The 25,460-nt window shown below is 71.8% G+C and carries 25 protein-coding genes; 12 read left to right on the top strand and 13 right to left on the bottom strand.

All coding sequences use genetic code 11. From position 1 onward, the window contains the following. Nucleotides 1-162 precede the first annotated feature (162 nt). Both OG885_RS38810 and OG885_RS38805 read right to left on the bottom strand, forming a co-directional pair. Nucleotides 163-1,758, bottom strand: a complete 1,596-nt coding sequence (locus OG885_RS38810; protein ID WP_405740127.1) for a peptide-N4-asparagine amidase — start codon at nt 1,756-1,758, stop codon at nt 163-165. A 495-nt stretch (nt 1,759-2,253) separates the two neighbouring features. After that, nucleotides 2,254-2,958, bottom strand: coding sequence for a L,D-transpeptidase family protein (locus OG885_RS38805; RefSeq protein WP_405740124.1), 705 nt, complete (start codon nt 2,956-2,958; stop codon nt 2,254-2,256). A gap of 147 nt (nt 2,959-3,105) precedes the next feature. Here OG885_RS38805 and OG885_RS38800 point away from each other — a divergent pair, with 147 nt between their 5' ends. Further along, nucleotides 3,106-4,890 (top strand): ABC transporter transmembrane domain-containing protein, encoded by a 1,785-nt coding sequence (locus tag OG885_RS38800; RefSeq protein ID WP_405740121.1) that lies wholly within the window; start codon nt 3,106-3,108, stop codon nt 4,888-4,890. Further along, a complete protein-coding gene (locus OG885_RS38795) occupies nt 4,887-6,668 on the top strand; it encodes an ABC transporter ATP-binding protein (protein WP_405740119.1) in 1,782 nt (593 codons plus the stop codon). The genes OG885_RS38800 and OG885_RS38795 overlap by 4 nt, the downstream gene beginning before the upstream one ends. A 25-nt stretch (nt 6,669-6,693) precedes the next feature. Here OG885_RS38795 and OG885_RS38790 read toward each other — a convergent pair whose 3' ends face one another. Continuing rightward, entirely contained in the window at nt 6,694-7,206 is a 513-nt protein-coding gene (locus OG885_RS38790) for a hypothetical protein (protein WP_405740116.1), read from the bottom strand. A gap of 96 nt (nt 7,207-7,302) precedes the next feature. Between OG885_RS38790 and OG885_RS38785 the strand changes: the two genes are divergently transcribed. The 4 genes from OG885_RS38785 to OG885_RS38770 all read left to right on the top strand — a co-directional run bounded on the left by OG885_RS38785 (nt 7,303) and on the right by OG885_RS38770 (nt 9,445). Next, nucleotides 7,303-7,902, top strand: a complete 600-nt coding sequence (locus OG885_RS38785) for an RNA polymerase sigma factor (protein WP_405740114.1) — start codon at nt 7,303-7,305, stop codon at nt 7,900-7,902. After that, nucleotides 7,892-8,593: a hypothetical protein gene (locus OG885_RS38780; RefSeq protein ID WP_405740111.1), complete on the top strand. Its 702-nt coding sequence runs from the start codon at nt 7,892-7,894 to the stop codon at nt 8,591-8,593. Before OG885_RS38785 ends, OG885_RS38780 begins: the two co-directional genes overlap by 11 nt. Before the next feature lie 108 nt (nt 8,594-8,701). Further along, nucleotides 8,702-9,163: a DUF5709 domain-containing protein gene (locus tag OG885_RS38775; RefSeq protein WP_399960672.1), complete on the top strand. Its 462-nt coding sequence runs from the start codon at nt 8,702-8,704 to the stop codon at nt 9,161-9,163. A 15-nt stretch (nt 9,164-9,178) separates the two neighbouring features. After that, complete coding sequence (locus OG885_RS38770) at nt 9,179-9,445, top strand: type B 50S ribosomal protein L31 (protein WP_405740108.1); 267 nt, start codon at nt 9,179-9,181, stop codon at nt 9,443-9,445. 29 nt (nt 9,446-9,474) lie between these two features. On the opposite strand, the gene OG885_RS38765 is transcribed toward OG885_RS38770, so the two are convergent. Then, nucleotides 9,475-10,269 carry a metal-dependent hydrolase gene (locus OG885_RS38765; protein ID WP_399960668.1) on the bottom strand — a complete coding sequence of 265 codons (795 nt, stop codon included), beginning with the start codon at nt 10,267-10,269 and terminating at the stop codon, nt 9,475-9,477. A 145-nt stretch (nt 10,270-10,414) separates the two neighbouring features. Between OG885_RS38765 and OG885_RS38760 the strand changes: the two genes are divergently transcribed. Both OG885_RS38760 and OG885_RS38755 read left to right on the top strand, forming a co-directional pair. Continuing rightward, entirely contained in the window at nt 10,415-12,928 is a 2,514-nt protein-coding gene (locus OG885_RS38760; RefSeq protein ID WP_405740105.1) for a DEAD/DEAH box helicase, read from the top strand. 19 nt (nt 12,929-12,947) lie between these two features. Then, nucleotides 12,948-13,817 (top strand): acyl-CoA thioesterase, encoded by an 870-nt coding sequence (locus tag OG885_RS38755; RefSeq protein ID WP_399960664.1) that lies wholly within the window; start codon nt 12,948-12,950, stop codon nt 13,815-13,817. 40 nt (nt 13,818-13,857) lie between these two features. On the opposite strand, the gene OG885_RS38750 is transcribed toward OG885_RS38755, so the two are convergent. The 7 genes from OG885_RS38750 to OG885_RS38720 all read right to left on the bottom strand — a co-directional run bounded on the left by OG885_RS38750 (nt 13,858) and on the right by OG885_RS38720 (nt 20,413). Further along, the gene (locus OG885_RS38750; RefSeq protein ID WP_405740102.1) at nt 13,858-14,751 is read right to left on the bottom strand and encodes a DUF6397 family protein; all 894 of its coding nucleotides are present in this window, start codon (nt 14,749-14,751) and stop codon (nt 13,858-13,860) included. A gap of 126 nt (nt 14,752-14,877) precedes the next feature. Then, complete coding sequence (locus OG885_RS38745) at nt 14,878-15,291, bottom strand: roadblock/LC7 domain-containing protein (protein ID WP_399960659.1); 414 nt, start codon at nt 15,289-15,291, stop codon at nt 14,878-14,880. 136 nt (nt 15,292-15,427) lie between these two features. Beyond that, nucleotides 15,428-16,033: a GTP-binding protein gene (locus OG885_RS38740; protein ID WP_405740099.1), complete on the bottom strand. Its 606-nt coding sequence runs from the start codon at nt 16,031-16,033 to the stop codon at nt 15,428-15,430. A 147-nt stretch (nt 16,034-16,180) separates the two neighbouring features. Beyond that, nucleotides 16,181-16,594 carry a DUF742 domain-containing protein gene (locus tag OG885_RS38735; RefSeq protein ID WP_405740096.1) on the bottom strand — a complete coding sequence of 138 codons (414 nt, stop codon included), beginning with the start codon at nt 16,592-16,594 and terminating at the stop codon, nt 16,181-16,183. A gap of 20 nt (nt 16,595-16,614) precedes the next feature. Then, nucleotides 16,615-17,049 carry a roadblock/LC7 domain-containing protein gene (locus tag OG885_RS38730; RefSeq protein ID WP_399960654.1) on the bottom strand — a complete coding sequence of 145 codons (435 nt, stop codon included), beginning with the start codon at nt 17,047-17,049 and terminating at the stop codon, nt 16,615-16,617. After that, on the bottom strand, nt 17,046-19,595 hold the full coding sequence (locus OG885_RS38725) for a nitrate- and nitrite sensing domain-containing protein (RefSeq protein WP_405740093.1): 2,550 nt from the start codon (nt 19,593-19,595) through the stop codon (nt 17,046-17,048). The genes OG885_RS38730 and OG885_RS38725 overlap by 4 nt, the downstream gene beginning before the upstream one ends. Nucleotides 19,596-19,639: 44 nt before the next feature. Then, complete coding sequence (locus OG885_RS38720; RefSeq protein ID WP_405740090.1) at nt 19,640-20,413, bottom strand: MHYT domain-containing protein; 774 nt, start codon at nt 20,411-20,413, stop codon at nt 19,640-19,642. Nucleotides 20,414-20,565: 152 nt separating this feature from the next. Here OG885_RS38720 and OG885_RS38715 point away from each other — a divergent pair, with 152 nt between their 5' ends. After that, nucleotides 20,566-21,165 (top strand): class I SAM-dependent methyltransferase, encoded by a 600-nt coding sequence (locus OG885_RS38715; protein ID WP_405740087.1) that lies wholly within the window; start codon nt 20,566-20,568, stop codon nt 21,163-21,165. A gap of 81 nt (nt 21,166-21,246) precedes the next feature. Here OG885_RS38715 and OG885_RS38710 read toward each other — a convergent pair whose 3' ends face one another. Next, a complete protein-coding gene (locus tag OG885_RS38710) occupies nt 21,247-22,158 on the bottom strand; it encodes an oxygenase MpaB family protein (RefSeq protein WP_405740084.1) in 912 nt (303 codons plus the stop codon). A gap of 102 nt (nt 22,159-22,260) precedes the next feature. On the opposite strand from OG885_RS38710, the gene OG885_RS38705 reads away from it, so the two are divergent. From OG885_RS38705 to OG885_RS38695, 3 genes are all read left to right on the top strand, one after another. After that, nucleotides 22,261-22,557 (top strand): hypothetical protein, encoded by a 297-nt coding sequence (locus OG885_RS38705; RefSeq protein ID WP_405740081.1) that lies wholly within the window; start codon nt 22,261-22,263, stop codon nt 22,555-22,557. Between the two features lie 134 nt (nt 22,558-22,691). Further along, nucleotides 22,692-23,570 (top strand): hypothetical protein, encoded by an 879-nt coding sequence (locus OG885_RS38700; RefSeq protein WP_405740079.1) that lies wholly within the window; start codon nt 22,692-22,694, stop codon nt 23,568-23,570. Nucleotides 23,571-23,771: 201 nt separating this feature from the next. After that, on the top strand, nt 23,772-25,187 hold the full coding sequence (locus OG885_RS38695) for a tannase/feruloyl esterase family alpha/beta hydrolase (RefSeq protein ID WP_405740076.1): 1,416 nt from the start codon (nt 23,772-23,774) through the stop codon (nt 25,185-25,187). Nucleotides 25,188-25,246: 59 nt separating this feature from the next. Here OG885_RS38695 and OG885_RS38690 read toward each other — a convergent pair whose 3' ends face one another. Further along, on the bottom strand, nt 25,247-25,429 hold the full coding sequence (locus tag OG885_RS38690) for a hypothetical protein (protein WP_329341869.1): 183 nt from the start codon (nt 25,427-25,429) through the stop codon (nt 25,247-25,249). Between the last annotated feature and the right edge of the window lie 31 nt (nt 25,430-25,460).

Here is a 25,460-nt window from a genome sequence, read left to right as displayed (position 1 = left end):
TTGTGGGGGACGGTGGCGCGCAGAAGCCCTGGGGAGAACTTCTGCGATACGGAAAGCGGCTTCCGTGTCGATCACTCTGACCGCGCCGTTGATCTCCCACGAGACCGCCGCGTTTCAGCCGGGTAAATCACGCCGTGAGTGACGCATCGCACACAACTCCCGTCAGCAGCCCGCGCGATCCTCGGTGAGCACCCCCTGAACGGTGGTCAGGGAACGGCCGTAGCAGCCGCCCGAATCTTTTGAGACGCCGTACAGCCGGTAGCGCTCACTCGTGGTGGCGACCGCGTGCCGCTGGTCACGCGGGACGTTGAGGGTCCAGGTGGCGTCGCCGGTGTAGGTGTCGTCGAGGCGGTGCCGCAGGCGTCCGTCGGTGGCGACCGAGGCCCGGTCCCCGAGCGTCAGCACGGTCCGCAGCCGGTCGTCCGCGCCGATCGTCGTGGTGCCGTCCATCGTGTACGTCCGCTGCGTGCGCGTCGTGTGCGCCGGGCCGCGTCCGTCGACGGTGACCGCCTCGGCGTCCGTCCAGGTCGCTTGGAGACCGTCGAGGTTCTCGCCCTCGGTCCAGCGGTGCGTGGAGGTGTTCGCCAGCGACCGGCGGACGGTGGTGCTCACGCGGCCGTGCGAGGTGTCGACGTATCCGGCGACGGTGAGCCGATGGGCGCCCTCGGTGTCGAGCCGGTGCTCCGAACCGGGCGTGTACACCGAGGAGTTGGTGAGGTCGCCGACAGTGTGCGCGGTGAGCTTCCCGGTGACGTGGGCGCTCTTCGCGTCCTGCCACACGGCGACGTTCACGGGCGCGCTCCAGCCGCTCTGTCCCTCGGGGACGCCGACGACATCGACCTGTACGCGGTGCGGTTCGCCGTCGTTGAGGAGACCCGCGAACGGGGTCAGGTCGTATTCGATCGGCTTGACGTCGAAGGCGCGCGGTCCCGGAATCACGTACCAGAGGAAGGGGTTGGACCAGCCGCCGGTCCACACGTGCGGGAACGGGGCGGCGATTCCGGCGAGTTGGCCGTCGACCTTGATCTGCACCTCACGGTAGGGGCCGCCCGTCGCCTTGCAGGAGTACGGCGCCTCGTCGGGCACCGTCAGATACCAGTACTCCTCACAACCGCCGCCTGAGCCGGTGGCGTACACCTCGGCGACGATGCGTTCGCTGTTGCGCGGGGTGGTGACGGTGCCGTCGGTGAGGGGCAGGACCCGGTCGGGGGTGTTCGCCGCGTCCGGCCTGCCGGCGTAGAACGTCAGCGTGACCTTGACGTCGATGACACCGGTGTACGTGTTGTCGACGACGTTGCCGATGAGCATCTCGACGTCCTGCCCGGAGCGCAGGGTGTCGCTGTAGCGCGTGACGTCCTTCTCGACCGCCCACTCGATCCCGTCGGGCGACGGCTCCGGAGTCGACGTACGGAAGATCTCGACCCCGCCGACCCGCAGATACCCGAGCCGGTCGTACTGACGTCCCTTCACCTTGCCGTCCATCCGCAGGACCACCTTGCTCCAGCGGTCGCCGCAGCCGTCGGGCGGCGTGTAACTCCCCTTGTACGGGGTGAAGTCGCGGAACTGGGCTTCGGCGAGGGTGACTTGGCAGGACCTGCCGGAAGGCTTGGCGACGGGGGGCGCGGCGGTGACCGGGTCGTGCCAGTCGCTGCCGAACTCGGCGGGTACGTCCGCGGCTTGGACCGGCGCGGTGCCCAGGAGGGTGCCCGCGAGGAGGGTCGCTCCGGCGAGCATGGACATGATGAGCCGTCTCTTCATGGCCGGTGTTCTACGGCGAGTCGGGCGCCCGGCGCAATGACGCCTCCGCCGCGCGTACTAGGTCGTGTCCGCAAAGTCCCGTCGTCCGCCCGGAGGGCGGGCCGGGCGGCGTCAGGTGCGTGCTCTCGGCGTGCCGGGCACGAACCCGCGTACTGGTTGTACGTGGGTTTGTGCCCGGTGCGGCGAGAGGGCGTGCATGGCGGCTCCCGGCAGGCGGGACTTTGCGGACACGACCTAGGGCCTGTCCGGCGGATCAAGTCGCAGGAAAGCCGCGGCGCCTCATCGACGCAGGTGAGCGGGGGCGATGGGGGTGCCCCCGCGCGAGGTTGTTCGAGCGTGGGGGAGCGTCGGACTGCAAGGCGGAGGAGGGCGGCGACGCGATGGGGGCCCCTCCCGCTCTAGCGAAGCCGAGAGTGGGGGAGTCGGCAACCGACGACAACGCCGCAGGCCGACGTGCCAGACCCCGCGTCTGCGGCATGATCCGCCGGACAGACCCTAGCCCGCCAGGTCGGCCCTGTCCCCCATCACCACCACAGGGTGCCGGTCCGGGTCGAGCGTGCGCAGGAGGTACTCCATCGCGGACTTGGACAGGCTGACGCAGGCCGACGTACCGCTGCCGTGGTCCATGTGCAGCCAGATCCCGCCGCCCTTGTGCTCGCCCTCGGGGCGGGTCGGGTCGTTCGGCGGCGTGCCCCTGACGCGGTTGTAGTCGATGGCGATGACGTAGTCGAAGTCGTGCCAGTGCGACTTCGCCCACCAGCGTGGGGCCGCGAAGGCGGCGGACCGCGTGTACGGGAGTCGCGAACCGGGGTCCTTCAGGACGCCGCCCGCGTCGGTGAGCGTGAACACGCCCACGGGGCTGCGCTTGTCGCCCTCGTGGTGGTCGGTCGTCCAGCCCTTCTTGCCGTTGTGCGCGGGCCAGTCACGGACGCGGTGCCATGCGGAGCCCCGCTTCGTGTAGAGCACGACCGTGGAGTCCGGCGAGTCCTCGCCAACGCCGTAGACCGCGACGACCTGGCGCGCGTCGGCGGGAATGCGGCGCTGGAGGCGGTCACCGACGTCGGGGATGCCGCTCGGGGCGATGGTCGCAGCGCCGGCCCGGGGTTTCGTCGGTGGACCGGCGTCCGGTGATCCCGCACAGGCGGCCAGGGCCAGGATCAGGGAGCCGCAGAGCACCGCACACCGCACATCGATCGACACCGCGCCATGGTCGCACCGGGGCACACCCCGACACGCGGAAAACCGGTTGCCCCCGACCACGGAATGACGCGAACCTTTCACGGTTTGCTATCGCCGCCCGCGGGCCCAACCACCCCCCTGACACGAGCCACTGGGACGTCATCCGTCATGCAGATCCAAGACCTTCCGTATCCCGACCCGGGTGTGCCGGACGCGCGCTCCGGTCCCCGATTCCTGTGGTGGCTCTTCCGGAATCAACTGGGCGGCCAGCTCAGATCCCTGTCCTGGGGACTGCTGCACTTCGTCTCCGTGTCCGCGCTGCCGTTCTGTGTGGGCCTCGCCGTCCAGGCCGTCGTCGACCGCTCCGGTACCCGGCTCGCCCTCGCGGGCGGGCTGCTGGCGCTGGCCGGTGGCGCCATCGCGCTCGGCGACACCTTTCTGCACCGCACCGCCATCACCAACTGGATCACGGCCGCCGCCCGCGTCCAGCAGCTGCTCGCCCGCAAGGCGGCCACGCTGGGCTCGGCACTGACCCGGCGGGTGGCGGCCGGTGAGGTCGTGGCCGTCTCCACCGGCGACGTCGAGAAGATCGGCTGGTTCGTGGAGGCCGTCTCCCGGTTCACCGCCGCCGCGCTCACCATCGTGCTCGTCTGCGTGGGCCTGCTGGTCTACCAGCCCGCGCTCGGTGTGGTCGTGGCCGTCGGTCTGCCCGTACTGGCGCTCGCGGTGCTGCCACTGCTGCCCCGGGCGACCCGGCGGGCCGACTTCCAGCGCGAGAAGGCCGGCCGCGCCACCGAGCTGGCCTCGGACACCGTCGCCGGACTGCGGGTGCTGCGCGGGATCGGCGGCGAGGAACTGTTCCTCGACCGCTACCGCAACGCCTCCCAGGAAGTGCGGCACGCCGCCGTGCGCAGCGCCCGGATGTGGGCCCTGATCTCCGCGATCCAGGTGCTGCTGCCGGGGCTGCTGCTGATCGCGGTCGTCTGGCACGGTGTCGGCCTGGCCCGCGAGGGCCGCATCACCGTCGGCGAACTCGTCACCGTCTACAGCTCGGTCATGATCATGAGCTATCCACTGCGGCACTTCGAGGAGATCGCCATGGCGTACTCCTTCTCCCGTCCGTCGGCCCGCCGGGCCGCGCGCGTGCTGTCGCTGGAGCGGACCACGTCCGCCGAGGGCGCGCTGGCCGCTGAGGCGCCGTCCGGTGACCTGTACGACCCGGCGACCGGAATGCTCGCGCCCACGGGACGGCTCACCGCCGTGGTGTGCGGCGACCCGGACGCGGCGGGGCTGCTGGCGGACCGGCTGGGCGGCCACCCCTCCTCGGCCGGGGAGGACCCGTCGGTGCTGCTGGGCGGCGTGCCGCTGGACGAGCTGCCGCTCTCCGCCGCGCGCACGGCCGTCCTCGTCCAGGACAAGGACCCGGTCCTGCTCTCCGGCACGCTGCGCGAACTGCTCGACGTGCCCGCGTCGGGCGATGTCGACCCCCGCGAGGCGCTGACGGCCGCGCAGTGCGACGACGTCCTGGCCGCCCTGGTGCAGGGTTCGCTCGGCGTCGAGGACCCGCTGGACGCCCGGATCACCGAACGCGGGCGCTCCCTGTCGGGCGGTCAGCGCCAGCGGCTCGCGCTGGCCCGGTCGCTGTTCACCGACCCGGAGGTACTCGTCCTGGACGAGCCGACCTCGGCCGTCGACTCGCACACCGAGGCCCGGATCGCCGAGGGCGTACGGGAGTTGCGGGCGGGCCGCACCACCGTGGTGTTCACCTCCTCGCCGCTGCTGCTGGACCGCGCGGACCGGGTCGTCCTGGTCCACGAGGGCGAGGTCGTGGCCGTGGGCGTGCACCGCGAACTCGTGCACAAGGAACCCCGGTACCGCGCGGTGGTCACCCGCGAGACCGAGAACGAACGGGAAGAGCTCGAAGAGCTGGAAGAGATCGAGGAGACAGCATGATCGGCGTGGCGCCACCGGCGTACGACCCGGCGGCCCCGACGACGGCGAACACCCTGCCCGTCGGGGGCCCCGCCACCGTACGTGCCTACGTGGCCGAACTGTTCCGCCGGCACCGCCGTGCCTTCCTCGTCCTCGTCGCCGTCAACACGGTGTCGGTGATGGCGTCGATGGTGGGGCCGTGGCTGCTGGGCGGGCTCGTGGACCGGGTCTCGGAAGGGGCCAGGGAGGTTCATCTGGAGCTGACCGCGGGGCTGTTCGTGGCCGCGCTCGCCGTCCAGGCCATGTTCGTACGGCAGGTGCGGCTGCGCGGCGCGATGCTCGGCGAGCGGATGCTGGCCGATCTGCGCGAGGACTTCCTCGTGCGCTCGGTCGGTCTGCCGCCGGGCGTCCTGGAGCGGGCCGGCACCGGCGACCTGCTGTCCCGGATCACCACCGACATCGACCGGCTGGCCAACGCCATGCGCGAGGCCGTTCCGCAGCTGGCGATCGGCGTGGTGTGGGTGGCGCTGCTGCTCGGCGGGCTCGTGGTCACCGCGCCGCCGCTGGCCGCGGCCGTGCTGCTCGCCCTGCCGCTGCTGGTGATCGGCTGCCGCTGGTACTTCAGGCGGGCGCCGTCCGCCTACCGGTCGGAGGCCGCCGGGTACGCCGCCGTCGCCGCCGCGCTCGCCGAGACCGTGGACGCCGGACGCACCGTCGAGGCGCACCGGCTCGGGGAGCGTCGCGTCGAGCTGTCGGAGCGGCGGATCAAGGAGTGGACGGCGTGGGAGCGGTACACGCTCTGGCTGCGGTCGGTGCTGTTCCCGTTCATCAACATCACCCACGTGATGATCCTCGGCTCGGTCCTGATGGTCGGCGGGGCGATGGTGCTGCACGGCTGGATCGACGTCGGCCAGTTGACGACCGGTGCGCTGATCGCGCAGATGCTCGTCGACCCGGTCGGGCTGATCCTGCGCTGGTACGACGAGTTGCAGGTCGCCCAGGTGTCGCTGGCCCGCCTCGTCGGCGTCCGCGAGGTCGAACCGGACGCCGGTGACGCCGCCGTGGCCCCCGACGGACGCCAGGTGCGGGCGGACGGGGTGCACTTCGGCTACCTGGAGGGCGTGGACGTGCTGCGCAAGGTGTCCCTGGAGGTCGCCCCCGGCACCCGGATGGCGCTGGTCGGCCCGTCCGGCGCGGGCAAGTCGACCCTTGGCCGGCTGCTCGCGGGCATCTACGCGCCGCGGGACGGCCGGATCACCCTGGGCGGCGCGGAACTGTCCCGGATGACGGCGGAGGGCGTGCGCTCACACGTCGCCCTGGTCAACCAGGAGCACCACGTCTTCGTGGGCTCCCTGCGCGACAACCTCCTCCTCGCCCGCACCGGCGCCGAGGACGCCGAACTGTGGGCGGCGCTGGGCGCGGTCGACGCGGACGGCTGGGCGCGGGCGCTCGACGAGGGCCTCGACACCGAGGTCGGCTCGGGCGGGTTCTCCCTCACCCCGGCGCAGGCCCAGCAGATCGCGCTGGCCCGCCTGGTGCTGGCCGACCCGCACACGCTGGTCCTGGACGAGGCGACGTCCCTGCTCGACCCGCGCGCGGCCCGTCATCTGGAGCGGTCCCTGGCCCGCGTCCTCGACGGCCGCACCGTCGTCGCCATCGCCCACCGGCTGCACACCGCCCATGACGCGGACGTGATCGCCGTCGTCGAGAACGGCCGCATCAGCGAGCTGGGCAGCCATGACGAGCTGGTCGCGGCGGACGGGGCGTACGCGGCGCTGTGGAGGTCGTGGCACGGGTGACGGGGCGCACCGCGCGGTGGGGCGGTCAGTAGCCGTAGCCGCCGGTGCCATCGTCGTCCGCCGAGGGGAGGGAGGCCTTGTTCGCCTTCCCCTCGGCGCCGAGCACGTACCAGATCCCGTCGATGCCCTGCCCCTTGCTGTCACCCGGCGCCTTGTCCTTGGCGTAGTAGTAGAGCGGGTGTCCCGCGTACGTCGCCTGCGGCTTGCTGCCCTTCGTGGTCCCGATGAGACCGGCATCGGCCCCGGAACCGGCCTTCGGCTTGCCCTCCATCGGCGGCCACAGCTTGAGGCACGAGGTGTCGCACTTCATGGAGTTGGTGTTCTTGCCGTCCGCGGTGAACAGGTAGAGCGTGCGGCCGCCGCCGTCGACGAGGATGCCGCCGAGCGGCGAGTCGCTCACCTTCACGGTGGACGTGTCCGTCGCGGTGGACGCCGTGCTGTCGGATCCGCCGCCGTACGACCCACCGCCGCCGCAACCGGCCAGCCCCAGTGCCGCCACGCATGCGACCCCGGTCAGGGTGATCCTGATTCGGTTCATGATCGTCTCCGTTCCTTCCGACGGAGGTTGTACGGCCGGCGTCGGCGTACGGATTGCAGCGCAATCCCTCCGCCCGGATCGGACGTATACAGAAGCGTGGAACTGTTTCCCCGCGCGGACCGGGTCGACGACGCCTCGCTCGTCGCCGGCTTCGCGCTGGGCGACGAGCAGGCCGCGACCGCCTTCGTCCGCCGCTTCCAGAACGCCGTGTTCGGCCTCGCCCTGTCGGTGACCCGCGAACCGGGCCTCGCCGAGGACGTGAGCCAGGAGGTGTTCGTGCGGGCCTGGCGGGCGGCGGGCAGTTACGACCCCCGCCGCGCCTCGGCCCTCACCTGGCTGCTGACCATCACACGCAACGCCGCCATCGACGCCGTCCGCGCCCGCCGGCCCACGCCGGTGCTGGCCGAGACCCTCGAACGGCTCATCGACGTCACCTTGCGGGCCGACGCACAGGAGCCCGACGACACGGAGCGGCTGGCCCTGGTCGCCCTGGAGAGCGAGCGTGCCCTCGCCCGGCTGCGCTCCCTGCCGGAGGAACAGGCGCGCGCCGTGGCCCTCGCCGTGATCGGCGGCTGTACGGCGGCGGAGGTGGGCCGGCACGAGGGCATCCCGCTCGGCACCGCCAAGACCCGCATCCGCACCGGCCTGCGCAGGCTGCGCGAGGCGCTGAAGGAGGGAGGCCGAGATGGCACGTGAGCCCGGTCCCGACGTCCACCCCGACGAGGACGAGCTGCTCGCCCTGGCCCTCGGCACGCTCCCGGGGGAGCCGGCCGAGCTGCTGCGCCACCTCACCGCCTGCCCGGCCTGCCGCGCCACGTACGACGATCTCTCGGCGGGCGTCGACTCCGTGCTGCCCGCCGCGCCCTCGGTGGCGCCTCCCGCCGGGTTCGACGCGCGGGTCCTCGAACGGCTGGAGCTGCCCGCGCCGGAGGGGCGCACCGCGTCGCGCCCGGAGCGGCGCACGAGGCGGCGGCGGTCGTACCGGACGCCGCTGCTGGTCGCCGCTGCCGCCGCGGCCGGGATCTGCCTGGGGACGGCCGGTGCGGTGCTCGTCGATCCGGGATCGCCGTCCGCCTCCCAGGTGGCCGTGAGCGACCGCGGGGCGCTGTTGGTCACCGGTTCGGGTGCGACCGTCGGCACGGTCGAGCCCAGCCGCTACGGCACCGAGCCCGTGCTCGTCATGGACATCACGGACGGCCCGCCCGGCACGCACTACACCTGCCGGCTTCTCCTCAAGGACGGCACCACCCGCGACGCGGGCCACTGGCGGCTCCCCTCCTCCGGCCGGGCCACCTGGATCGCGTACGGGGCCGCCGACTCCGTGGACCGGGTGGAGCTGGTCACGGGTGGGGGGCACGTGTGGTCGTCGGCGCGGTTGGACTTGTGACACCGGAAGCCAGGCGTCCGTGCCGTTGCGCGCTCCCGAAAAGGGGTGGAAGGCTGGATAACGGCACCGGCTCGGGGAGCGCCCCGTCCCCACCACCTGGAGGTACCCGTGAACAGCGCCGACGGATGGGGAGACGACGTCTACCAGCCTGACGGATCCGAGATCCAGGACGACTCCGGGCTGCTCGACGCGGAGGACACCCTGGAGAACGACGGTGTCGACGACCCTCTCGACCGGGGCTGGTCCCCTCCGGACCGACCATGGGCGGTGGAGCACACCGGTGTGACGGCGGCCGAGCGCGAGAGTCTGGACCAGCGGCTCGCCGAGGAACTGCCCGATCTCGCCACCCCCGACGACGACGGCATCGGCGACTGTGACGGCACCGACGGCGAACTCCTGGACAACGAGGTCGGCGCCCGTCGCTCCGGCCGTCTCGTCGCACCCGACGAAGGTGCCCACGAGGACGAGGAGAGCGCCTTGATCGCCACGGACGTGGGCATCGACGGCGCCGCCGCCTCCGCCGAGGAGGCCGCGATGCACATCGTCGACGAGGACGCCCTGTCCGGCTGACCCCGAGGAGCGCAGATGCAGCAGGACAAGCACCCCGACTACCACTCGGTCGTCTTCCGCGACCGGGCCGCCGGATACGCCTTCCTGACCCGGTCGACCGCCACGAGCGACCGGACCATCGAGTGGGACGACGGCGAGACCTATCCCGTGGTGGACGTGGAGATCTCCTCCGAGAGCCACCCGTTCTACACCGGCCAGGCCCGGACCGTGGACACGGAAGGGCGGGTCGCCCGCTTCGAGCGGCGCTACGGGGGCGGAGCCGAGGCGGGCTCCGAACGCTGAGCACCGGGGCCGCCGACGCGGCCCCGCCCTCAGATGAAGTTCAGGGCCGCCGCGCAGCCCACCCCGCCGAGCAGCATGAACGCCGGCATCAGCACCTTCAGCTCGACCCAGCTGCCGGCCCGGAACCGCATGGCCTTGGGCGGCCCGATCGGGTACCAGCGCTTGCGGCCCACCGGGATCGGCCACAGGATCGGGCAGCCCGACACGGTCAGGGCGTCCCCGATGTCGTGGACCAGCGCGCCGAGCACGATCGGCAGGCCCAGCCACAGGTACTCCTGCCCCGGGTCCGTGAAGAGCCAGTCCGAGCCGTTGCCCGGCTTGTCCAGGACCCCGGCGATGATCCACGCGCTGGTCGCGGCCAGCAGCCAGACCAGGACGTCGGCGCTGGAGCCGCGGGTCGCCCGCCACAGCAGGCCCTCGATGGCGAGCACCATGTGCACGAAGAGGATCGCGAGGACGGCCCAGCGGCCCCCGGTGATCGCCGCGACCGAGGCGCCCGCGCCGATCAGGACGGCCCACAGCCAGGTGTGGGTCAGGGTGCGGTGTCCGCCGGAGCGCCGCGGGTCGCCCTGCTTCTTGGTGGCCTTGTAGACGGCGTAGGAGAGCTTGTCGACGATCTCGCAGAGCCCTCGTGAGATGGGCCCGAAGGCGCGCGAGATGGTGGCCGCCTTGTGGTCGAGGTCGGGAGCGAGCGCGGCTCCCGCGCAGATCAGCGCGCCGGCCAGCAGGACCGGCCAGGGCATCGCGTGCCCCGCCGCGGCGGCCGCCGCTCCGACCCCGAGCCAGGCCGCGGCCCCCGACAGTGAGTGTGCTGGTCCCATCATCGGCGTTGCCCGCCCCATTCCTCGTGTACCGCTGCGCAGTTGACCGGATGCCCTGACGCCTCGTCGGCGACACAGCGTACTGCTCGTGATCTTCGTACCCGCATCCGATTCCCCTGTAGTGGGCAAGGGCAGGCAAGATGGGTGGGTGACCCTCATCGATCGACTGCCGCAGACCGCAGACCCCGACGCCCTCTACGAAGCCTTCGAGTCGTGGGCCGAGGAGCGCGGGCTCACGCTCTACCCCCATCAGGAGGAGGCGCTGATCGAGGTGGTCTCCGGGGCGAACGTGATCGTGTCGACGCCCACCGGCTCCGGCAAGAGCATGATCGCGGCGGCCGCGCACTTCGCCGCGCTCGCCCGGGACGAGGTCACCTTCTACACGGCTCCGATCAAGGCACTGGTCTCGGAGAAGTTCTTCGAGCTGTGCAAGATCTTCGGTACCGAGAACGTCGGCATGCTCACCGGCGACGCCTCCGTCAACGCCGACGCCCCCGTCATCTGCTGCACCGCCGAGGTGCTCGCGTCCATCGCGCTGCGCGACGGCAAGCAGGCGGACGTCGGCCAGGTGGTCATGGACGAGTTCCACTTCTACGCGGAGGGCGACCGCGGCTGGGCCTGGCAGATCCCGATCCTGGAGCTGCCGCAGGCGCAGTTCATCCTGATGTCGGCCACGCTCGGCGACGTCTCGATGTTCGAGCAGGACCTCACCCGGCGCACCGGGCGTCCGACGTCGGTGGTCCGCTCGGCGACCCGCCCGGTACCGCTCTCCTACGAGTACAGGTTCACCCCGCTCACCGAGACGCTCACCGAGCTCCTCCAGACCAGGCAGGCGCCGGTCTACATCGTGCACTTCACGCAGGCGCAGGCGGTGGAGCGGGCGCAGGCGCTGATGAGCATCAACATGTGCTCGAAGGAGGAGAAGGAGCAGATCGCCGACCTCATCGGCAACTTCCGCTTCACCACCAAGTTCGGCCGCAACCTCTCCCGTTACGTACGACACGGCATCGGGGTCCATCACGCCGGCATGCTGCCCAAGTACCGGCGCCTGGTGGAGAAGCTCGCGCAGGCCGGTCTGCTGAAGGTCATCTGCGGTACCGACACGCTCGGCGTGGGTGTCAACGTCCCCATCCGTACAGTGCTGTTCACGGCTCTGACCAAGTACGACGGCAACCGTGTCCGCACCCTGCGCAACCGCGAGTTCCATCAGATCGCCGGCCGCGCCGGGCGGGCCGGGTTCGACACGGCGGGCTTCGTCGTCGCGCAGGCGCCCGAGCATGTCGTCGAGAACGAGAAGGCGCTCGCCAAGGCGGGCGACGATCCGAAGAAGCGCCGCAAGGTGGTCCGCAAGAAGGCGCCGGAGGGTTTCGTCGCCTGGACGGAGAACACCTTCGACAAGCTCATCGCCTCCGACCCGGAGCCGCTGACGTCCCGCTTCCGGGTCACGCACACGATGCTGCTGTCGGTGATCGCCCGTCCGGGCAACGCCTTCGACGCGATGCGGCATCTGCTGGAGGACAACCACGAGCCGCGCAAGCAGCAGCTCAAGCACATCCGCCGGGCGATCGCCATCTACCGCTCGCTGCTGGACGGCGGCATCGTCGAGAAGCTCGACGAGCCGGACGCCAGCGGTCGTATCGTCCGCCTCACGGTCGATCTCCAGCAGGACTTCGCGCTGAACCAGCCGCTGTCCACCTTCGCGCTCGCCGCGTTCGAACTCCTCGACCCCGAATCGCCGTCCTACGCCCTGGACATGGTCTCCGTCGTCGAGTCCACGCTGGACGACCCGCGCCAGATCCTCGTCGCCCAGCTGAACAAGGCGAAGGGCGAGGCCGTCGCCGCGATGAAGGCCGACGGCATCGAGTACGAGGAGCGCATGGAGCGTCTCCAGGACATCTCGTACCCGAAGCCGCTGGAGGAGCTGCTCTTCCACGCGTACGACACCTACCGCAAGAGCCACCCCTGGGTCGGCGACCATCCGCTCTCGCCGAAGTCCGTCATCCGTGACATGTACGAACGGGCGATGTCCTTCACGGAGTTGGTGTCGTACTACGAGCTCGCCCGGACCGAGGGCATCGTGCTGCGCTACCTCGCCAGTGCCTTCAAGACCCTCGACCACAACATCCCGGACGACCTCAAGTCGGAGGACCTCCAGGACCTGATCGAGTGGCTCGGCGAGATGGTCCGCCAGGTCGACTCCAGTCTGCTCGACGAGTGGGAGCAGCTCGCCAACCCGGAGGAGATGACCGCCGAGGAGGCACAGGAGCGGGCCGACGAGGTCAAGCCGGTCACCACCAACACGCGTGCCTTCCGGGTCCTGGTGCGCAACGCCATGTTCCGCCGCGTCGAGCTCGCCGCCCTGGACCAGGTCGAGGAGCTCGGCGAGCTGGACGGCGAGGCCGGCTGGGACGCCGACGCGTGGGGCGAGGCCATGGACAAGTACTGGGACGAGTACGACGACCTCGGCACCGGCCCCGACGCCCGCGGCCCCAAGCTGCTCATCATCGAGGAGGAACCGGAGAACCGTCTGTGGCGCGTCCGGCAGATCTTCGACGACCCGAACGACGACCACGACTGGGGCATCAGCGCGGAGGTCGACCTGACGGCCTCCGACGCCGAAGGCCGCGCGGTCGTCCGTGTCACCGCCGTCGGCCAGCTGTGAGCACAGGAGAAACGCACTCATGACGACGAACCCGGCCGAGCGCCTGGTCGACCTCCTCGACCTGGAGCAGATCGAGGTCAACATCTTCCGCGGCCGCAGCCCGCACGAGTCCCTGCAACGGGTCTTCGGCGGGCAGGTCGCCGGGCAGGCGCTGGTCGCCGCCGCCCGCACCACCGAGGGCGACCGGCCGGTGCACTCGCTGCACGCGTACTTCCTGCGTCCCGGCCGGCCGGGCGTGCCGATCGTGTACCAGGTCGAGCGGGTGCGGGACGGCCGGTCGTTCACCACCCGCCGGGTCACCGCCGTCCAGCAGGGCCGCACGATCTTCAATCTCACCGCCTCCTTTCACCAGCCTGAACAAGGGTCGTTCGACCACCAGCTGCCGCCGGCGCGCGAGGTACCGGATCCCGAGTCCCTGCCGACGGTCACGGAGGAGATCCGTGAGCATCTGGGGGCGCTGCCGGAGCAGTTGGAGCGGATGGCGCGTCGTCAGCCCTTCGACATCCGCTATGTGGACCGGCTGCGCTGGACGCCCGAGGAGGTCAAGGACGCCGAGCCGCGCAGTGCGGTGTGGATGCGCGCGGTGGGGCCGCTCGGGGACGACCCTGTCGTGCACACCTGCGCTTTGACGTACGCCAGCGACATGACGCTCCTGGACGCCGTACGCATCCCGGTCGAACCCCTGTGGGGTCCGCGCAGCTTCGACATCGCCTCGCTGGATCACGCCATGTGGTTCCACCGGCCGTTCCGCGCGGACGAGTGGTTCCTGTACGACCAGGAGTCCCCGATCGCGACCGGTGGGCGGGGTCTGGCCCGTGGGCGGATCTACGACCGGGAGGGGCACCTTCTGGTGTCCGTCGTCCAGGAAGGGCTGTTCCGGGCGCTGTAGAGCCGGGTGCACCCGCGGTTCCGCGCTTCGCGCGCCCGCGTCACGCGCTTCTGCGGCGCAGCCAGCCCAGGAGGCCTCGGGGTGCCTCCTGGGGCGCGGGCTCGTCGGGCGGGGGTGGTGACAGTGGCGCGGTCGGCCGGTGCTCCCCCGAGGGGCGAGGCGCGAGCCGCACCATCCGGGCGTCCTCCAGAGCCCGGGTGAGTTGCCGTCGCAGCCGGCTGATCTCGTCGGGGTCGTCGGCCGTCATGATCCGCTGCGTGAGCAGCGCCGCGGGCGTGCCCGGTGTGCCCTGGTGCGGCGGCATCGGCCGGAAGCGGTTCAGGTAGGAGCGCTCGTACGGGTCGCGGACGAGCTCCGCGACCTCGACGGGGTCGAGGAAGGCGGCGAGGGCTCCGGCGCTCTCCCATGGGCCGTCGGCCGACCGCAGCAGGAACTCCCGGTGCCGGGTACGCCAGTTGCGCGGACGCAGGTCCACGCCCTCGTCCAGCAGTGCCCGCATTCCCTCGGGCATGCGACGGGCGTGCAGGAGCGCGGTGTTCTGCTCGTCGGCGGCGAACTGCTCGAGTTCCTCGGCGAGATAGAGCCAGACGACGGCCCGATACCTGTTCAGGTAGAAGCGCACCGGTGCCACCACACCGAGGCGCGCGAGTCGGGTGAACCGGCCGGCGGGGATGTCCATGACCTCCGCGCCCTCAGTGGTACCGACGGCCCGCACGCGTTTGAGGAGCGCTTCGGGGAAGCCGTCCGCGGCACGCACCCGGTCGGTCTCCAAGCGGGTGACCCTACGACCCCCTCCGCCGTCGTCGGGGACGGTCCGGATATGGCCGAGATGGACCGCCAGGTCGAACTCGTTCCGCTTGAGGCCCAGTTCGCGGGCCGCGCGGCCCGGAGTGAACGGGAGCTGCTGGGGCCTGGTGAGGGTGTTGCCTGCCATGGTCGTACTCCCCCGTGGAGTCGGTGCTCACGCTGTGTGCGTTCGCCGTGACAAAAACCGTATCCGGTCCGGCGAATCTCGGTGCGAGCCTGTGGATAACTCCACGGGGTACGACAAAGCAGCAGGTCAGAGGTCTCCGGCCGGGCTGCGCTCGGGCTGGCGGACATCCACGCCGAGGTGCTCGCCGACCCGGTTGACGAGCAGAGTCATCTCGTAGGCGATCTGGCCGATGTCGGCCTGCGCGCCGCTCAGCACGCACAGGCAGCTGCCGGTGCCCGCGGCGGTGACGAACAGCACCGCGTCGTCGAACTCGACCATCGTCTGACGGACTCTGCCCGCGCCGAAGTGCCGGCCGGAACCCTTGGCCAGGCTGTGCAGTCCGGAGGCGACGGCCGCGAGGTGCTCGGCGTCCTCGCGTCGCAGGCCCGTGCTGGCCCCCGCGACCAGGCCGTCGTTGGACAGCACCAACGCGTGCCGGACGTGGTCGACGCGCTCGGTCAGATCGTCCAGCAGCCAGCCGAGTCCCTGGTTCTGCGCCATGTTTTCCGTCTCCCCGTGTGACGTCTCCCCCTGGCCGGAGAAGCTTCTCGCCACCCTTCCGGACGACCCGTGCCGGGGGCAAGGAGGACAGGGCAGCACGGGTAAGGAACGGCGGCCTTCGGTCACTCGACCGCGTTCAGCCCACCGAGTCGAGGAGCCGGGCGGTGTGCATCCGCCCGGCGTACTCGACGAGCCGGATCAGCACCTCCTTCCCCGAGTCGCGGTCCCGGGCGTCGCACAGCACCACCGGCGTCCCGCGGTCCAGGTCGAGGGCGCGCGAGACGTCCTGGGCGCCGTAGGTGCGGGCGCCCGAGAAGCAGTTGACGGCGACCACGAACGGGATGTGGCGGTGCTCGAAGTAGTCGACCGCGGGGAAGCAGTCCTCAAGGCGCCGGGTGTCCGCGAGGACGACGGCGCCGAGGGCGCCCTGCGAAAGCTCGTCCCACAGGAACCAGAAACGGTCCTGCCCGGGGGTGCCGAAGAGATAGAGGGAGAGACCGGAGCGGATGGTGATGCGGCCGAAGTCCATGGCGACCGTCGTCGTGACCTTCTGGTCCACACCGTCCGTGTCGTCCACCAACTGACCGGCCTCGCTGAGCAGTTCCTCGGTCCGCAGCGGCCTGATCTCGCTGACCGCGCCCACCAGGGTGGTCTTGCCCACGCCGAACCCACCGGCGACCAGTATCTTCAACGCCAGCGCGGTCGGCTCGCCGCCCTGGGCATCGGAGTGCTCGGAGACCATCGATCACTTCTCTCGGGAGTGCCGGCAACGGTCGGCGGTGCAGGTGCGTGAAGTCAGCATGATGACAACTGCGGTACCCCTTCGGGGGGTTGGACCGCTATTTGACCGATGTGACCGAGTCGTGCGCATGAGCTTTCGAAGTTTCATCTACAGAGCTCGCAGTCCCTCGATCACCTCGCGCAGAATCCGTTCGTCAGGAAGCTGTGCGGGGGGCACGGGACGGCTGACGGTGACACAGCCGAGTTCCAGGAGGTCGCCGAGCAGCACGCGCACCACGCCCAAGGGCAGATCCGCGCCGGCGGCGAGTTCGGCGACCGACTGGGTCTCGAGGCGGCACAGTTCGATCAGTGCCCGGTGCTCCGGCCCCAGCGAGGTGTCCTCGTCGGGCGCGGGCGCCGCCGTGTCCAGGGTGACGAGCGCGATGAGGTCGAAACGCACCCCGGTGGGGCCGGGCTTGGTCCGGCCGCCCGTCATGGCGTACGGGCGGACGAGGGGTCCGGCCTCGCCGTCGTACCACTGGCTGCCCTGCTCGCGCGGGGCGCCCGTCATGTCCTCCGTCATGAGCGGACCGCCTTCTCGTCTCATCCGGCCGGTGGCCTCGCGGCCACCCGCGGCGCGGTGTACAGGTGCTCACCCACGCGCTTGACCAGCCGGGCCATCTCGTAGGCCACGAGCCCGATGTCGGCCGTGACCGCGGTGAGGAGGGCGAGACAGGAGCCGTCGCCCGCGGCGGCGACGAACAGGAAGCCGTCGTCCATCTCGACCATCGTCTGCCGGACCCCGCCCGCGCCGAAGTGGCGCCCGGCGCCCTTGGCCAGACTGTGGAAGCCGGAGGCGACCGCGGCGAGGTGTTCCGCGTCCTCGCGGCGCAGGTCGGTCGACGAGCCGACGGCGAGACCGTCGTTGGACAGCACCACGGCGTGCCGTACCTCGCTGACGCGCAGCACCAGGTCGTCCAGCAGCCAGTCGAGTTCGCCGGACCGCTGTGCGGCCCTCATGCCCGGGTCCTGGATCATGCGGGGTCTCCTTCGCTGCTGTCTCTTGCCGCGCGGGGCTCCGGGGCGGCGCCGCGGCCGGGCTGTCGGCCGCCGCCGCGTGTCCAGCCGTCGCGGTAGGCCGCCATACGGTCCCGTACGAGCTCGGGGGTGCGCCGGTCCTCGCCCCGGGGGCCGGGTTGCGGCTCGGATTCCTCGGTGCGCGGCGCACGCAGCTGAGGAGCCAGGTTCGCCTGCCGGACCCGGCGCGGGAGGTCGTCCGAGGTGTCCGCCTCCGGAGCCGGGGTGTCCTCCGGGGGGCGGTGCAGACGCAGGGTGGCCACACCAGGGGGCGGGGTGTCGCTCGCCACCTCCGCCCTCGCCGTCGCGGCGCTCTCCGCCACGGCCGGCGCGGGCGCCACCAGGGCGGGGCGGTCGGCCGACGCGTGGACGGACTCCTGGAGGCGGACGGCGCCGGGCACGCGCGCGTACTCGCGTTCGGGATCGGCGGTCCGGCGAGGGGAACGTTCCTCCGCACCGCTGTGCAGCAGAGCGGTGGGCAGCAGGACGACCGCGGTGGTGCCGCCGTAGGGCGAGGTGCGCAGATGCACCTTGATGCCGTGGCGGGCCGCGAGCCTGCTGACCACGAACAGACCGAGCCGGTCGCTGTCGAAGAGGTCGAGCGCCTCGGACTGTTCGATGCGCCGGTTGGCCTCGGTGAGAGTCTCCTTGCCCATGCCGAGTCCGCGGTCCTCGACCTCGATCGCGTAGCCGTTGCCGACGGGTTCGCCGGTGACGCGTACGCGCGTGTGCGGGGGTGAGAACTGTGCGGCGTTCTCGACGATCTCCGCGAGGAGGTGGGTGAGGTCGGCGACGGCACCGCCCACGACGGAGGCCTCGGGGAGCTGCCGTACCTCCACGCGCGCGTAGTCCTCGACCTCGGAGACGGCCGCGCGGACCACGTTGGTCAGGGAGACGGGCATGCGCCAGGCGCGCCCGGGTGCGGCCCCGGAGAGGATGATCAGGCTCTCGGCATGGCGCCGCATGCGGGTGGTGAGGTGGTCGAGGCGGAAGAGGTCGCTCAGCTCGCCCGGGTCCTCGGAGCGGCGTTCCATGCTGTCCAGGAGGCTGAGTTGACGGTGGACCAGCACCTGGCTGCGCCGGGCGAGGTTGACGAACACCCCGGAGATTCCGCTGGCGAGTTCGGCGCGCTCCACGGCGGCCCGCAGCGCGGCGCGGTGCACGGTGCCGAGCGCCTCGGCGACCTGACCCGTCTCGTCCTCGGCGGGCGGCCCCGAAGGCGCCTCCGCCCGGACGTCGATCTCCTCACCGGCGCGCAGTCTCCGCATGGCCTCGGGGAGTTTGCGCCGGGCGATCTCCAGGGCGCTGTTGCGCAGGCTCACCAGCTCGACGACGAGCCCGCGTCCGATGCGGACGGAGATGACCAGGGAGGCGGCGACGGCGGCGAGGCCGAACAGCACGGCGGCGCCGGCCGGGGTGAGCAGCCCCCGGGTGAACGGGTCGGCCCGGTCCGCGACCCCGCGTCCCGCGTCCGCCTCGATGGTCCGCATCCCGCCCTGCACGCGCACGTGTGCCTTGGTCCAGATGGCCTCGGGCGCGGAGGCGATCGCCGAGGTGCCGGCGCGGCTCGCGAGGACCCTGTCCTCGACGGCGGCGACGGCGCCGTAGTCGCCGCCGTGGGCGAGGTCCTGCCAGGCGGCGCGTTCGGAGCCGCGCAGATCGGCGACGGCGGACTCGGTGAGCGCGCGGCGGGTGTCGACGGCGCCGGTGAACAGGCGCAGCCGCTGTCCGTCCAGACGTCCGGCGAGGCGGGCGCTGGAGAGCACCACGTCCTCCTGGGCGAGGGCCTCGCCCGCGCGGGAGAACTCCAGCAGCACGCGTGCGTCGGAGCCGAGTTGGGCGTCCTGGATGCCGGTGAGGGCGCCGCCGACGGCGAAGGCCTTCGTGATGGTGCGCGTGTAGCGGCCGTAGGTCTCGTCCCAGCCGGCCCGGCGGTCGAGGACCGCGGTCCTGAGGGAGCGCAGATCCTCGGCGCCGCTGACGAAGGTCTCGAGGCGCTGGGCCACTCCGGCGGGCAGTTCCTCGCTGTCGGCGACGGTGTTGCCCTCGCCGAGCCGCAGCTCGGCCACGGCCTTGTCGGTGCGTTCCGCGAGGGTCTTGAGGTCGCTGCCGCGGTTGCCGGTCGGCTCGGTGGCGTAGCCGACCGCGGCCGCGCGCTCGGCCTGGAGGGCGGCGACGGCCGCCGCGACGGGCGTACGGATCTCGGCGTCGACGCGCTGCAACTGCCGCAGCCGGGAGACGTCCTGGGCGGTGCTGACGGTGGCGTACGCCCACAGGGCCAGCAGGGAGACGACCGGCACCATCAACAAGCAGACGATCTTGGCGCGTACGGTGCGCGGGCGTATCCGCCAGCCTCCCGCGCGTGTGGGCGGGTCGTCGGGGACGGCGCCCGCGGGTTCGTCCTGGCCCTCGTCCGCCGGTGGCCCGGCGTGGGCGCGGCGGCCGCGGGTCGGGGCGGCGGACGGTGTCTCGGAGCCGGTCGTGGGGGTCCTACGGGGAGTTCGCATGGCCTCCTGCCTCGGAGAGTGGTTCGGCTTGCCCAAAGGGGCCCTCAGTGGGCGGCGCGCTCGACCGCCCGCTGGGCCGAGGCGGATGCCTCGCGCTCGCCCGTGGAGGGCGACAGCGCGACGAAGGCCGAGGTCAGGAACAGATAGGACCCGAGGCCCACGGCGAGCGGGAAGATGAACTGCATCGCCGTGGCCCCGGGCAGTGCGGCGTCGGACGGCGTGACGCGCACGCTCACCGCGAACATCCCGGTGTAGTGCATGCTGCTCACCGCGGCTCCCATGATCAGGGAGGCGATGGTGACGGCGACGGGCGACTTGATGTTGAGCGCCGCCCACAGCGCGGCTGTCGCGGCCACGACGGCGATGAGCACGGAGAGTCCGACGAGCATCGGGTCGTAGCGCACCTGCCCGTGCAGACGTACGGCGGCCATGCCCAGGTAGTGCATGCTGGCGACGCCGAGTCCGGTGGTGAGCCCGCCGAGGAGGAGCGCGCGGCCCCGGTCGCGGCTGTAGCCGACGGCGAAGACGCCGGCACAGACGACGATCATGGCGACGAGCAGGCTCACGATGGTGAGCGGCACGTCGTAGCGGATGTCGGTGCCGCTGACGCTGAAGCCGAGCATGGCCACGAAGTGCATGGTCCAGATGCCGGTACCGAGCGCCGAGGCGGCGGTGATGAGCCAGTTGCGGCGCGAGCGTCCGGTGGCGCCGAGCGCGCGCATGGTGCAGCGCAGGCCGAGTGCGGCGCCGATACAGGCCATCACGTACGACAGCACGGGGGTCAGCCAGCCGAGGGCTGCGTGGTCCAGGTGTCCCATGGCCCCGGGACGCTAGTCGGGGCACGGGAGCACAAAGGGGGCGCATTTCGAAAGGTGTTGGAATATGACGCAGCGATGCACCTGAACGATCGCGTCCCGCTCGAACGTGCACGCAGAAGCGTCACCCTTGTCGGTGAGAGATCATGCGGAACATGAGCGACGACCACACACATGTCCAGGAGTTCTTCGGCGCCCGGGCGGCCGACTGGGACACCCGGTTCCCCGACGACGGCCCCGCCTACGCCGCCGCGGTCGCCGAGCTCGGGCTGCGCGCGGGCGACCGCGTGCTCGACGCCGGCTGCGGCACCGGACGCGCCCTGACGCCCCTGCGCGCGGCCGTGGGGCCCTCGGGAGCGGTCCTCGGGGCCGATCTCACCCCGGCCATGCTCCAGGCCGCCGTACGGGCGGGACGGGACCGGGACGGGCAGCTGCTGCTCGCCGACGTGGCCGCGCTGCCGGTGCGCTCCGGGGCCCTGGACGCGGTGTTCGGGGCGGGGTTGATCTCCCACCTGCCCGATCCGGCGGTGAATCTGCGGGAGTTGGCGCGCGTGGTGCGGCCGGGCGGCGTCCTGGCGCTGTTCCACCCGATCGGCAGGGCGGCGCTCGCGGCGCGGCAGGGCCGGCGGATCACTCCGGACGACCTGCGCGCGGAGCCCAACCTTCGGCCCCTCCTGGCCGGTTCCGGGTGGCGCATGACGTCTTACACCGACGAGGACGCCCGGTTCCTGGCCCTGGCCGTACGCGAGGACTGACCACCCTCACGCTCGCCCGGCGCCCCCATTGCGTGCGCCGCCTCCCGCGCCGGACTCACCTGGCCGCGCGACACCCTGGCCTCACTCGACGGCTGATCCGTCCGCGGCCGATCTGTCCAGGTGCCGTACGGGGCACCCTCCTGCGCCCGGGGTGGGGCGGGTGCCCAGGTCCGCCAGCCGGTAGCCGCCCGGGTAGCCCTTGATCTCCCAGTTCTGCCGGGCGAAGTGCGGTGCGCGGCGCGGTGGGAGCAGCCGGACCGCACGGCCGCGCAGCCGTACCGCCCCTCGCACGAGGGTGCGGGTCGCCGCGCCGGGCGCCGGGTAGCGGAAGGCGCGCAGCAGCGACTCGTCGAGGAGCGCGCGCGTCGAGGCCTTCAGCAGGGGTGCCAGCGGGCTCGGGTACCAGGACGCCATCAGGTCGATCGTGGCGTCCGAGACGCGCCGGGCGCCCTCGTCCCAGCCGAAGTGGGCCTCCTCGTAGGCGTCGAGGCAGGCCTCGAACTCCTCGTAGGTCTCGGGGATGTCCGTGATGCCCATGTGCCGCCCCAGGGTGCGGTAGTGGACGACCGAGGCGACGATCTCGTGACGCGAGAGTCGACGCCATGCGTAGGCGTCGATCCACCGTCTGGGCATCACGACGAACGTGCACAGGACGTAGCGCATGTCGTCGTTGGTGATGTCGTAGCTGCGGTGCATCTGGTTGATGCGGCGGATCGCCGTACGGCCCTCTTCGCTGCCGAAGCCGTGCTCGACGACGGCGTCCAGGAGCAGCGAGGTGTCGTCGTACCGTTTCTGCGACCGGTCCGTGAGCTCCGCCGTCTCGGCGAGCAGCCGCCCGATGCTCGGGACGGCGTAGGTGCGGTAGAGGGCCAGTTCCAGGGATCGGGTGAAGTCCCAGGGGAACTCGTACGCGGTCATGAGCCGGTAGATCTCCGAGGCGTCCTCGTACGGGTCCATCCGCCGTATCCGCTCGAGCCGCTCGAACCGCTTCACCGCAGCGTCCCCCTTCTGCCGTCGAAGCTCCAACTCTACGTTGGGCAGCAGAAGATGAACGATCGGTCGAGGCGGCAACCACGCAGGGGGAAGGTGGTCAGCATGTGGGGCAGGATGCGCAAGTCGTTCGCCGGGCTCGTCAACACCGCGCGCTCCGAGAACGACCATGACCGGGACAGGCGCGGCCACAATCTGTTCGAGGCAGCGGCCGCCTATGTGTCGGCCTGTGCGGAGGACGATCAGGACCAGATCGACGAGGCCGCGGGCTGGGTCTCACCGGAGGCCTTGTCGTTCGGAGTGAGCGAGCTGGCCTGCCGGGCCGTCATCGCGCTGGCGCGGGAGCGCGACGAGTCGCCGCAGACCGTGGCGCGTGCCCTGCTGGGGCTTCCGGCGGCCTGAAGGACGGGGCAACCGAGGTCGATTCGCCCCGTCCGGTCGGAAAACTGCAGCTCCGGGGTGCATGGGAGTCGTGACAAGCTGCTTCCGCTCGCACTAGGGTGCGCGCCGTTGGACGAACCGATGGGGAGGCTGGGATGGCCGGGACGGACGAGGACGCCGTCGCCGCCGCGGACGATGCGCTCTATGTGCTCACGGCGGTGCTGCTGACGCCGGCGAAGTTTCCGAGCGTGCTGGGCGACGACTATCCGGAGGCCTGTGCGGCGCTCGGTCTCGCGCCGCTCGCCGACGGATACGGCCTGGTGCTCGGCCAGGACGGCGACGGTTCCCGTTGGACGGTCGTCATCGACGACGTCTCGCTGGTCGCCGTGGCCATCGCGTCGTGGGACTGCGGCATGGAGTACGACCTGTCTCCTGAGGAGCACACGGTCGTCGCCGCCCTGCCGGGCTGGCCACTCGCCGTGGCCGTCGCGGCGCCGGGTGTACCGGCGCCGCACGATCCCGGCCCGGAGGTCGCCGACCGTCCGCCGCTGACGCCGCCGGACGCCTCCACGTGGGGGCCGGCTCAGCGGCGCCTGGGCGCGGACGAGATCGCCGTGCAGTGGTCGCTGTGGCGGGAGCAGATCGACGACTCCGAGTTCCCCCTGCCGGGGGCGGCCAAGGACGCCGAGGAGGCCGGGGACGCCGAGGAGACGGCGGAGACCGCGGAGGGCACCGAGCCGGTCCGGAAGGCCGAGGGCAACGGTGGCCACCAGGGCATCCGGCGCGTGCTCGCGGAGGCCCGCGGGTACGTGGACACACCGCCGCCGCTGGGCCGGGTCCGGTCGTCGTTCGCGCCCGGGGACGCCCGCACGCTGCGCGCGGACGGCCCCGGCTGGTCGCTGGTGGCCAGGACCGACGACATCGCCTTCGTCCTGCTGGACGACGAACCCGGCGAGGTCCTCCCGGTCGGCCGCGGCCCGGAACTGCCGGGGCTGCTGGAGGCACTCGACAAGATGGCCGTACGGCCGCTCTGAGCGGGGCGGCAGCACCCATCGGGCCTCCCTCTCGACGTTCCGCACGTCGAGCGCGGAGCGGTTGATCAACTGAACAGCGGCTCACCGCGGGACACCCATGCCGCGGGGTCATTCCATGTGGCCCCAACCCATGGATGACGCGGCGGCGCCCTCGCACCATGGGGCAGCTCTCGACTCCCCGTCCCGTCCTGGAGGCCGCTCATGCGTGTGTCCCGAGGTGTTCCCCTCATCGCCACCATCTTGGTGACGACGGCTCTGACGACAGCCCTTGCCGTGCCGGGTCCCGCCGCGGCCACGGACATCACGGCCGGTGACTGCACGCGCCGTGAGGGGACCCGCGTGCCGGGCGCCGCCTTCCAGCAGAGCGCCTGCCTCGCGGACCTGACCACGACCGGCCTGGCCGGCACTCCGTACACCGACCTGGCCGACCAGGCAGGCCTCACGGCCCGGGCGACACGGACGCCGTCCGGGGTGCCCGGGATGCAGATCGACGGCTACTTCCCGGACTCCTCGCACTCCAACGCCACCCACGGCTGGCAGCACGACGCACAGTTCGTGATCCGGCTGCCGGACCACTGGAACGGCGGGCTGGTCGTCACGGGCGCCCCGGGGACGCGCAGACAGTACGCGACGGACACGGCGATCTCCGACCGGGTGCTCGCCCAGGGCTACGCGTATGCCGCGACCGACAAGGGCAACAACGGTGCCGATTTCTACCGCGACGGCACCCGCCCGGGCGACGCGGTCGCCGAGTGGAACGCGCGCACCACTCAGCTCACGCGCGCGGCCAAGAGCGTCGTCGCCCAGCGCTACGGGCAGGCGCCGCGGCGGACGTACATGACCGGGATCTCCAACGGCGGTTATCTGACGCGCTGGCAGCTGGAGAACCATCCGGAGCTGTACGACGGCGGGGTGGACTGGGAAGGCGCCCTGTGGACGAAGGACGGTCCCAGCCTGCTCACCTCGCTCCCCACGGCCGTTGCCCGGATGACCGGCGCGGCGACGGACGAGGACATGTACGCGGCGGGCTTCGCGCGGGGCTCCGAGTTCCTGTGGCCGTACCACGAGAAGGCCTACTGGGGCATCACACAGAAGATCTACCGCGCGGAGTTCGACCCGGCCTACGACCCCGAGTGCCCTGGCCCGACCGCCGGGACCACCACGGAGCAGATCCTGGCGCCCTGCGCCACCGACGCGGCCTACGACTACGCGTCACGTCCCGCGTCGGTCCGTCGCGCGGTGGCCGAGGTCGCGCTGACCGGCCGCGTCGGACGACCGCTGATCACGCTGCACGGTGATCTGGACGCGCTGCTGCCCAAGGCGGCGGACTCGGATGTGTACGACCGCATGATCGACGCGAGGGGACGGGGCCGCCTGCACCGGTACTACACCGTCCAGGGCGGCACGCACGTCGACGGGCTGTACGACACCTATCCGGACCGGCTGCGTCCGATCCTGCCCTGCTACCGGACGGCCTTCGACGCGCTGGTGGCCTGGGTGGAGCGAGGCACCCCGCCGCCCGCGGACCAGGTCATCGACCGGCCCGTGAGCGGCGACGTGGTCGACTCCTGCGCCCTGGACGACCGGGCGCCGCACGGGGCCGCCGCGGCCCGCTAGCCCGCTAGCCCGCTAGCCCGTGGGTCACCGGGCCGCGGCGGCCCGGTGACCCACGGGTCTCAGCGACCGAGCTCCTTGCGTGTGACACGGCGCAGCCTGCGCCGCTGCGAGGGGTCCAGCGTGAGGTACGCGGCGGCCGGGACTCCCAGGACTATCAGGAGCGCGGCCCACCACGGCAGCCAGAACAGCAGGATGATGCCGACCGCCACACCACCGACGGCGATCTTCGCGTTCTTCGACATGTGTCGCCTCCTTCGCGGCCACTGCCGCTCT

It is taken from the genome of Streptomyces sp. NBC_00028 (genome assembly GCF_045041065.1).
Taxonomy (GTDB): Bacteria; Actinomycetota; Actinomycetes; order Streptomycetales; family Streptomycetaceae; genus Streptomyces.
The sequence above is the reverse complement of the archived record's forward strand: the minus strand, read 5'-3'. Positions and strand labels throughout refer to the sequence as shown.

Excerpts from the sequence above, each read along its gene's own strand:
- OG885_RS38695 (WP_405740076.1), top strand. The coding sequence starts at position 23,772 with ATGCGTGTGTCCCGAGGTGTTCCCCTCATCGCCACCATCTTGGTGACG.
- OG885_RS38700 (WP_405740079.1), top strand. The coding sequence starts at position 22,692 with ATGGCCGGGACGGACGAGGACGCCGTCGCCGCCGCGGACGATGCGCTC.
- OG885_RS38725 (WP_405740093.1), bottom strand. The coding sequence starts at position 19,595 with ATGCGAACTCCCCGTAGGACCCCCACGACCGGCTCCGAGACACCGTCC.
- OG885_RS38705 (WP_405740081.1), top strand. The coding sequence starts at position 22,261 with ATGTGGGGCAGGATGCGCAAGTCGTTCGCCGGGCTCGTCAACACCGCG.
- OG885_RS38740 (WP_405740099.1), bottom strand. The coding sequence starts at position 16,033 with ATGGTCTCCGAGCACTCCGATGCCCAGGGCGGCGAGCCGACCGCGCTG.
- OG885_RS38715 (WP_405740087.1), top strand. The coding sequence starts at position 20,566 with ATGAGCGACGACCACACACATGTCCAGGAGTTCTTCGGCGCCCGGGCG.
- OG885_RS38780 (WP_405740111.1), top strand. The coding sequence starts at position 7,892 with ATGGCACGTGAGCCCGGTCCCGACGTCCACCCCGACGAGGACGAGCTG.
- OG885_RS38765 (WP_399960668.1), bottom strand. The coding sequence starts at position 10,269 with ATGATGGGACCAGCACACTCACTGTCGGGGGCCGCGGCCTGGCTCGGG.
- OG885_RS38735 (WP_405740096.1), bottom strand. The coding sequence starts at position 16,594 with ATGACGGAGGACATGACGGGCGCCCCGCGCGAGCAGGGCAGCCAGTGG.
- OG885_RS38720 (WP_405740090.1), bottom strand. The coding sequence starts at position 20,413 with ATGGGACACCTGGACCACGCAGCCCTCGGCTGGCTGACCCCCGTGCTG.
- OG885_RS38690 (WP_329341869.1), bottom strand. The coding sequence starts at position 25,429 with ATGTCGAAGAACGCGAAGATCGCCGTCGGTGGTGTGGCGGTCGGCATC.
- OG885_RS38810 (WP_405740127.1), bottom strand. The coding sequence starts at position 1,758 with ATGAAGAGACGGCTCATCATGTCCATGCTCGCCGGAGCGACCCTCCTC.
- OG885_RS38795 (WP_405740119.1), top strand. The coding sequence starts at position 4,887 with ATGATCGGCGTGGCGCCACCGGCGTACGACCCGGCGGCCCCGACGACG.
- OG885_RS38800 (WP_405740121.1), top strand. The coding sequence starts at position 3,106 with ATGCAGATCCAAGACCTTCCGTATCCCGACCCGGGTGTGCCGGACGCG.
- OG885_RS38730 (WP_399960654.1), bottom strand. The coding sequence starts at position 17,049 with ATGATCCAGGACCCGGGCATGAGGGCCGCACAGCGGTCCGGCGAACTC.
- OG885_RS38750 (WP_405740102.1), bottom strand. The coding sequence starts at position 14,751 with ATGGCAGGCAACACCCTCACCAGGCCCCAGCAGCTCCCGTTCACTCCG.
- OG885_RS38755 (WP_399960664.1), top strand. The coding sequence starts at position 12,948 with ATGACGACGAACCCGGCCGAGCGCCTGGTCGACCTCCTCGACCTGGAG.
- OG885_RS38790 (WP_405740116.1), bottom strand. The coding sequence starts at position 7,206 with ATGAACCGAATCAGGATCACCCTGACCGGGGTCGCATGCGTGGCGGCA.
- OG885_RS38770 (WP_405740108.1), top strand. The coding sequence starts at position 9,179 with ATGCAGCAGGACAAGCACCCCGACTACCACTCGGTCGTCTTCCGCGAC.
- OG885_RS38745 (WP_399960659.1), bottom strand. The coding sequence starts at position 15,291 with ATGGCGCAGAACCAGGGACTCGGCTGGCTGCTGGACGATCTGACCGAG.